Source organism: Phyllobacterium sp., from assembly GCF_037994405.1.
Classification (GTDB): Bacteria; Pseudomonadota; Alphaproteobacteria; order Rhizobiales; family Rhizobiaceae; genus Phyllobacterium.
The window spans coordinates 1-7,167 of the sequence record NZ_JBBNAN010000450.1 but is presented as its reverse complement, the minus strand read 5'-3'; the positions used below and the strand labels follow the sequence as shown (position 1 = coordinate 7,167).

The following is a 7,167-nucleotide window of genomic DNA, read 5'->3' as shown; positions in this document are numbered from 1 at the left end:
GCGCTGGAGGTCGCAGCGACCGGCGGCCATAATCTCCTGATGATGGGACCGCCCGGCTCCGGAAAGTCCATGCTGGCGCAACGGCTCTCGTCGATCCTGCCACCGCTATTGCCACGAGAACTGCTTGATGCTTCGATGATCGCCTCCAGGTGGCGAAGCCCGATGGCCCGGGTGTTTCATTGCTGCAGCAGGCCAGCGAGCAGATGCGTTTCTCCGCCCGCGCCTATCACCGTGTGCTAAAGGTCGCGCGAACGCTGGCCGATCCTGACGGGCAAGAAATTGTCGGTCGCATTCACCTTGCCGAGGCCATCTCCTATCGCATGGCAGCGGACCGGATAAATGAAGCGGCTTGATAACAACGAGAAATGCCGGACCTTTCGATCCGGCATTCTTGATATGGCTGCTGTTTTATTACTGTACCGAGCCGACCAGAATGTTGGTAGGAGCCTCGATGCTGACCCAGCGGCCGGTATTGTTGGTCGCCTGGCGCTTGAGGTAGGTGTATTCGGTCTCGGACCAGTTCTTCACGCCATCGATGAGATTGTCGAGAATGAAATCACCCTTGTCGGTACGCACGGTCAGGACTGCGTGGCCCTCCCCGTCTGGCTTGCGAACAACTGTGATCAAAAGGTTGGCCGGAGAAATACCTGCCTGCATCAGGTCACGTCGCTTCAGGAGAACATAGTCCTCGCAGTCGCCGACCTTGTCCGGATAGGCCCAATATTCTTCAACACCGTAGATTTCCATATCGGTCAACGGCTTGATCTTGTGGTTGTCATCGCTGTTGACGTTGACGATCAGTTGCCAGAAGTCATGGTTCATCTTTTCCGGCATGACGTTGCGGATACGAATATTGCATTCGTCCGGCAGCCGCTTGCAGAATTCGTAGTGACCGATGGGTTGAGACGTCAGTCCGCCGGTGGTCATGAATGCTTCAGAAGCCGAGGCGGAGTTTGCACCAAGCGCTGCCACGAAGAACGCCGCAGCGAACCCCATGGTTTTCAAAACCCTTGCCACTCCAAACATGCCCCACTCCAACCCCGATCAGCCATCGTTAACAAAACGTTAATGGCGGGAGGGGACATGAGTCAATCACAATGGCGACACGATCCGGCCATTGTTAATATATGGTTAAAATTTGAGTTTTCGCGTTTCCCGATATTATCAAGCGTTCCGAACCGGGCGCGTTTTCGAGAGTTCGCAAGCCCCAAGTATCAACTGAGATTCCCTTAAATAATTGATTATATTGTATATTGCTAAACTGAAAGAAGACCAGGCACCTCAAAAGGCACCTGTATTATAGTCCTTCTCAAGCTTCTAACTGCATACATCGTATGGGTTAGCGTTACGCGCGTTTTCCGATTGGCGTCACATTACTCGGCCGGTTCACCTGTGCGTGATCGTTAACGAATTTGACAATACGCGGCGCAATTTCGGCACGGAAACGCGACCCGTTGAACACGCCGTAGTGGCCGACCTTGGGCTGCAGGTAATGCAGGCGCATCTCCTTCGGGATGTTGACACAAAGGGTCTGCGCAGCCTTTGTCTGACCAACGCCGGAGATATCGTCGTTTTCGCCTTCGACGGTCAGGAGCGCAACATTGCGGATGGCAGAGGGATCCACCAGCGTGCCGCGATGGGTCATCTCGCCCTTTGGCAGTGCATGGCGGACAAATACCGTATCCACGGTCTGCAGGTAGAATTCCGCGGTCAAATCCATTACGGCCAGGTATTCGTCGTAGAATTCACGATGCTTGTCGGCAGAATCGCCGTCTTCCTTGACGAGATGCATGAAGAATTCTTTATGTGCAGTGATGTGGCGATCAAGATTCATGCTCATGAAGCCCGAAAGCTGCAGAAAGCCGGGATAGACGTCGCGCATGAACCCGGCGTGCGGCCAGGGAACGGACATGATCACATTGTCGCGGAACCAGCCAATGCCCTTTTCTTCCGCCAGCTTGTTGACAGCGGTCGGGTTCTTGCGCGTATCGATCGGACCACCCATCAACGTCATACTGGACGGGGCGAAGCGATCACCTCTGGTTTCCATGATGGAGACCGCAGCGAGAACCGGTACGGAAGGCTGGCAGACAGCCACTACATGGATGTCTTCACCCAATGCATGAAATATTTCAATGACATAATCGATGTAGTCATCAAGGTCGAAACCGCCATCGCTGAGGGGAACGGTGCGCGCATCAACCCAGTCGGTGATATAGACCTCAGCGTGCGGCAGGAGCGCTTCAACAGTGCCGCGCAGCAGCGTCGCGTAGTGGCCTGACATTGGCGCAACCACGAGAATCTTTGGATCGGCAGCCCGCTTGGCAGCCAGCGACCGTTTGAAATGAATGAGATTACAGAAGGGCTTTTTCCAGACGATCTTCTCTTTCACATCTGTCTCGACACCGTCAACGATAGTCGTAGGCAGATCGAAGGCAGGCTTGCCGTAGGCGCGGGTGGTGCGCTCAAACAGTTCGCACATGGCAGTTATCGAGCGCCCAACGACCGTTTGAGACAATGGATTCAATGGGTTATCGTAGAACAGCTTGGTCGCGTCAGCGAAGGCCCGGTAAGGCTGGAGCGCGGCATGGTTGAGTTCATAGAGCTGGTAAAACATTCCACTGTCCGATCGATCAACACAACGGCAATCCAAAGAACATCACCCTTACTGGTGAAAATATTCTTGATTGGTCAGTGACCCTAGCCGGTTTCAGCGCTATTGCAATGCAACAAAGGAATAAGAGAACAGAAAATTTTAGCAACTTACCGTTGTATCGGCGTGCAGGAATCAACGATAGAGATGCTCAAGCGCCCTCAACAACCAGAATTTCGCCGTCGGCAACGGTGATCCGGATTGCCTTAGCTGCTTGATATTCCGGCGAATTATAGCAATCGAGCGCCGCCTGGACCGATGGGAACTCGATCACGACGTTGCGTCCGCGCCCCTGACCTTCCAGAATATGGTGAGTGCCACCACGGGCCAGAAAATTGGCACCATACTTCTCAAAGGCGGGTTTGGCTGTCGCAACGTAGTCCTTGTAGCGCTCCGCATCTCTTACGTCGACGTGCGCAATCCAGTATCCCTTGGCCATTGCTTTCTACCTTTCACAACCAAACTACCCGTCCGGGTTGAAATTCTTGTGCCATTTCAGGCTTCCGACATTTCCGCAAGGATCGCTTCAGCTGAAGCCTTGCGGTCTGAGGCGCTGGCAATCGGCCGTCCAACCACCAGATGGGTCGCCCCGGAACGCAATGCATCGGACGGAGTCATGACGCGTTTCTGATCGCCGAGATCGGCGCCCGCGGGACGGATCCCAGGGGTGACGATGGCAAGATCGGAACCAACGATCTTGCGCACCGCGGCAGCTTCTGTTGCCGCGCAGACAATACCACCCATTCCGGCACGAAGCGCCTGTTCGGCCCGCATTAACACTAAAGTATGCGGATCATGTTCATAGCCGGCATCAATAATATCCTGCTGGTCCATGGAGGTCAGGACTGTCACGCCGAGCAGGCAGAGGTCCGACCCACGGGCAGCCTCGACGGCCGCCTTCATCGCCTTGGGATAGGCATGCAAGGTCAGCATGGAGACACCCATCTTGACGATGTTCTCGACGCCCCTGGCAACCGTATTGTCGATATCGAGCAGCTTCATGTCGAGGAAGACTTTCTTGCCCGAGCTGGCGAGTTCGCTGGCAAAGCCAAGGCCGCCGGCGAACGCCAGCTGATAGCCGATCTTGTAGAACGACACCGTATCGCCGAGCTCGCTGACAACCTGTTCAGCGACCTTCAGTGTCGGCACATCAAGGCCGACGATCAGGCGCTCGCGCAAAGCCGCATCCGTCATGACAAACCACCTTTTTTTGTTGATCGTTTCCCCATCGCACAGAAGAGCGCGATAGGAAACAACCAATTGGTCGAACGCAAGCAGAAATCGCGGCTATCGACGGGAGATGGCGAATCTCGTGTGGTCGATCAACGACTGGCAGACCCGCTGCATCGATTTCGCGGTGCGATCATCGCGAAAGGAACCATCCTCGGCAAAGGCCTCATGGGCGTGGATGACCGAGCATTGTTCGGTGATGATCTGGGTCCCGACATTCATCAGCACGGAGCGCAGATGATAGAGGCCACGAGCACCGCCGAAATTGCCCTCCGAGGAGGAGCAGAGCGCCATCACCTTGCCCGCATAGGGCTTGAACGGCCTGTCGCCATCCTTCGAGATGCGGCTCACCCAGTCGATCGTGTTTTTCAACAGCGGCGGGATCGAGGAATTATACTCGGGCGAAGCGATCAGAATGCCGTCATGGGCGGCAAACAACCGTCCGAGCTTCATCGCGTTCTCCGGAATGCCTTTTTCGTTCTCCAGATCCTGGTCCATGATCGGCAGCGGATAGTCGATCAGCGCAATGCGCGTTACCTCCGCGCCAAGCTCCATCAAGCTCGCGACGGCCGCATTGGCCACCTGCTTGCTATAGGCGCCGGTACGGTTGGAACCAGCAAAAACCAGAATCTTTGGCAGCATCAAGAACCCCTTTAAGACACGCGGACCACTCGAGGGGAACTATAGATGGTCAGTCGACCCGGCGGTAGACCCATAGCCGGGCCGGCGGCACATTGCGGATGATGAAATCGAGATGTTCGATCTTGTAATTGCCGCGTCCGGCTGGAACCGGCGACATCGGGCCATAGGTTATCTGGACGATGGGACGGCCACGCGGAATGCGGCGCAGCAGATCCTCGACGATCTTGACGCGCTCGCTGATCGGGAAATTCAAAAGCGGAACAGCGGAGACGACCGAATCGAACTTCTGCTCCCGCCTGTCGCCGAGCGTCGCATCCAGATTGAAGGCATCGCCCTCGATGATGTTCACACCAGGGAAATTCTCGCGCAAATGTTCAGCGAAGTCAGCCGAATACTCGACGCTGTAGAGGTTGGATGGGGCAACACCGCGATTAAGAATTGCGCGGGTGATGACGCCGGTGCCGGGTCCAAGCTCGAGTACGGGGAGGCCCGAATACGGATTGACGACACTGGCCATGCGGCGCGCGGTGATGGAGCTTGTCGGCAGGATCGAGCCGACAGCCTTCGGGCCATGCATCCATCCCTTGAAGAACCGGATTTCCTCACCGAACTTCTCGGCCAGCTTCTTGCCCAATGGTCGTGACATGCCTATCCTCCGTCGCAGTCAGACAAGTTTATGACGCAACTCGTGGCGGAAGCAAGGCCGCCGCGACCGAAAGTGTCAACAAAATTACTCGCTTAGCCCTTCGAAGAAGTCTTTCATACGGGCAAAGAAGCCAGAAGATTGCGGGCTGTTGTCCTGCGAGGAAATGCGCTCGAACTCTTCAAGCAATTCGCGCTGCCGCTTGTTGAGGTTTTGCGGCGTCTCGATCGCTATCTGGATATAAAGATCGCCCATGGCAGGCTGACGCAGAACCGGCATTCCCTTGCCTTTCAGTCGGAACTGCTTGGCATTTTGTGTGCCGTCAGGGATCTTGACCCGTGTCTGCGTGCCGTCGAGCGTTGCCACTTCGAACTGGCCGCCCAGCGCTGCCGTGGTCATCGAAATCGGGACTTTGCAATAAAGATCCGCACCATCGCGCTGGAAGAATTCATGCGGTTTCAGCGACAGGAAGATATAGAGATCGCCCGAAGGACCACCCCGCAATCCGGCCTCGCCTTCTCCGGTCAGGCGGATACGTGTGCCATCTTCGATGCCTGCCGGAATATTGACCGAAAGTGCACGCTCTTCAGTGATACGTCCCTGACCACTGCATTTCGGGCAGGGATCCTTGATGATCTGGCCGCGGCCATGGCAGGTCGGACAAGTCCGTTCTATCGAGAAGAAGCCTTGCGCAGCACGCACGCGGCCGGAGCCACTGCAGGTCCCGCAGGTAACAGGCTGCGTGCCGATCTTGGCGCCGCTGCCCGAACATTCGTCGCAGGTGATCGAGGTCGGAACCCTGATCTGCGCCGTCTTGCCCGTATAGGCTTCCTCCAGCGTGATCTCCATGTTGTAGCGAAGATCCGCGCCACGTTCGCGCCCGCTGGAACGGCGCTGACGGCTACCGCCCATCATCTCGCCGAAAATGTCTTCGAAAATATCGGCAAACCCACCGGCACCACCAAAGCCGCCGGCACCATTCACGCCGCCATTTTCGAAGGCGGCATGACCGAACCTGTCATAGGCGGCCCGCTTTTGCGGGTCCTTCAGCGTTTCATAGGCCTCGCCGATCTCCTTGAACCGGTGCTCGGCGTCAGCGTCGCCCGGATTCTTGTCAGGGTGAAATTGCATTGCCAGTTTACGGAAAGCGCTCTTGAGCTCTTTCTCATCAGCGCTTCTCGCTACGCCGAGGGTTTCGTAATAGTCAGCCTTCATCCAGACACTCGTTCCTTGAAAATCGCAAATGCTTCCTCAGAAGCGCTTTTAAAGCCGGTATTTAGGTGTTCGTCGCCATGAATGCCATAGCCAAGTTACATTGATTCGCCCGATATGGCGCATATTTCCGCATTATTGCGATTGTGTGGCAAGTCTTGGCTGATTTTCCGTGGGAGAAGAGAACCATATGATCCGGGGCATGCCGGTCAATAGCCAGCATGCCCTTTGAATCGCGCCGCTGCTTTTCAGGGATTTTTCGCCTCGGCAAGCAATTCGAATTCCGACACGCTCAAAGCGCTGGTTCCAGCAAACTCCAACCTGTACTTCGAATAGACGTCGGTATTGTTTATTGCAAACGGACGGGTCTGCCGGCGCCCACTTGAGGGTCTCGCCCTTGCGTTCATCGAGCATCACCCAGGTCGTTCCGTCCCTGGATGCCTTGAGAGTCCAACTTGCTGAATTCTGTCCGTCTACGGCCGCTGACGAGATCGTAAAGAGCTTGACGACGCTACCTTTCTTCGGACTTCGCAAACTGGCCTTGATCCAGGCGGAGCCGGATGCGCTTTTCCACGCCGTGCCGGAATTCCGGTCGAAGGCGTTTGCCGGCTTGTCGGCGGTGCTTGCAGTCACGTCATAGGCCTTTGCTGGCAACAGCGACTGCAATGGCATCGGAGTCGCGCCCTTCGTACTCCCAACATCCATTTAAACCGATTAAATTGTAGATTCTTATGCGTCAAGGCTGAAGCCGGTCAATTGAGCTAAAGTATAAATATAATGGACAAAA

The 7,167-nt window shown here is 55.7% G+C and carries 9 protein-coding genes and 1 pseudogene; 3 read left to right on the top strand and 7 right to left on the bottom strand.

Features of this window, described 5'->3' with window-relative positions:
* Positions 1-39: 39 nt before the first annotated feature.
* Positions 40-240: an ATP-binding protein gene (locus AAAC48_RS24810; protein WP_340656752.1), complete on the top strand. Its 201-nt coding sequence runs from the start codon at positions 40-42 to the stop codon at positions 238-240.
* Positions 144-353: pseudogene (locus tag AAAC48_RS24805) on the top strand (ATP-binding protein); the annotation flags it as partial. The gene AAAC48_RS24810 and the pseudogene AAAC48_RS24805, both read left to right, overlap by 97 nt.
* A gap of 58 nt (positions 354-411) precedes the next feature.
* Here AAAC48_RS24805 and AAAC48_RS24800 read toward each other — a convergent pair.
* From AAAC48_RS24800 to dnaJ, 7 genes are all read right to left on the bottom strand, one after another.
* Entirely contained in the window at positions 412-1,026 is a 615-nt protein-coding gene (locus AAAC48_RS24800; protein ID WP_340656751.1) for a transglutaminase-like cysteine peptidase, read from the bottom strand.
* 319 nt (positions 1,027-1,345) lie between these two features.
* Complete coding sequence (locus AAAC48_RS24795) at positions 1,346-2,617, bottom strand: polyhydroxyalkanoate depolymerase (RefSeq protein ID WP_340656750.1); 1,272 nt, start codon at positions 2,615-2,617, stop codon at positions 1,346-1,348.
* A gap of 187 nt (positions 2,618-2,804) precedes the next feature.
* Positions 2,805-3,092 (bottom strand): DUF1330 domain-containing protein, encoded by a 288-nt coding sequence (locus tag AAAC48_RS24790; protein ID WP_340656749.1) that lies wholly within the window; start codon positions 3,090-3,092, stop codon positions 2,805-2,807.
* A gap of 56 nt (positions 3,093-3,148) precedes the next feature.
* The gene (gene pyrF, locus AAAC48_RS24785; protein WP_340656748.1) at positions 3,149-3,847 is read right to left on the bottom strand and encodes an orotidine-5'-phosphate decarboxylase; all 699 of its coding nucleotides are present in this window, start codon (positions 3,845-3,847) and stop codon (positions 3,149-3,151) included.
* A 93-nt stretch (positions 3,848-3,940) separates the two neighbouring features.
* A complete protein-coding gene (locus AAAC48_RS24780) occupies positions 3,941-4,525 on the bottom strand; it encodes an NAD(P)H-dependent oxidoreductase (protein ID WP_340656747.1) in 585 nt (194 codons plus the stop codon).
* A 49-nt stretch (positions 4,526-4,574) separates the two neighbouring features.
* Positions 4,575-5,171: a class I SAM-dependent methyltransferase gene (locus tag AAAC48_RS24775; protein WP_340656746.1), complete on the bottom strand. Its 597-nt coding sequence runs from the start codon at positions 5,169-5,171 to the stop codon at positions 4,575-4,577.
* 84 nt (positions 5,172-5,255) lie between these two features.
* Positions 5,256-6,383, bottom strand: a complete 1,128-nt coding sequence (gene dnaJ, locus AAAC48_RS24770) for a molecular chaperone DnaJ (RefSeq protein WP_340656745.1) — start codon at positions 6,381-6,383, stop codon at positions 5,256-5,258.
* A 394-nt stretch (positions 6,384-6,777) separates the two neighbouring features.
* Between dnaJ and AAAC48_RS24765 the strand changes: the two genes are divergently transcribed.
* Positions 6,778-7,020 (top strand): hypothetical protein, encoded by a 243-nt coding sequence (locus AAAC48_RS24765; protein ID WP_340656744.1) that lies wholly within the window; start codon positions 6,778-6,780, stop codon positions 7,018-7,020.
* Positions 7,021-7,167 lie beyond the last annotated feature (147 nt).

Excerpts from the sequence above, each read along its gene's own strand:
- AAAC48_RS24810 (WP_340656752.1), top strand. The coding sequence starts at position 40 with ATGATGGGACCGCCCGGCTCCGGAAAGTCCATGCTGGCGCAACGGCTC.
- AAAC48_RS24800 (WP_340656751.1), bottom strand. The coding sequence starts at position 1,026 with ATGTTTGGAGTGGCAAGGGTTTTGAAAACCATGGGGTTCGCTGCGGCG.
- AAAC48_RS24795 (WP_340656750.1), bottom strand. The coding sequence starts at position 2,617 with ATGTTTTACCAGCTCTATGAACTCAACCATGCCGCGCTCCAGCCTTAC.
- AAAC48_RS24790 (WP_340656749.1), bottom strand. The coding sequence starts at position 3,092 with ATGGCCAAGGGATACTGGATTGCGCACGTCGACGTAAGAGATGCGGAG.
- pyrF (WP_340656748.1), bottom strand. The coding sequence starts at position 3,847 with ATGACGGATGCGGCTTTGCGCGAGCGCCTGATCGTCGGCCTTGATGTG.
- AAAC48_RS24780 (WP_340656747.1), bottom strand. The coding sequence starts at position 4,525 with ATGCTGCCAAAGATTCTGGTTTTTGCTGGTTCCAACCGTACCGGCGCC.
- AAAC48_RS24775 (WP_340656746.1), bottom strand. The coding sequence starts at position 5,171 with ATGTCACGACCATTGGGCAAGAAGCTGGCCGAGAAGTTCGGTGAGGAA.
- dnaJ (WP_340656745.1), bottom strand. The coding sequence starts at position 6,383 with ATGAAGGCTGACTATTACGAAACCCTCGGCGTAGCGAGAAGCGCTGAT.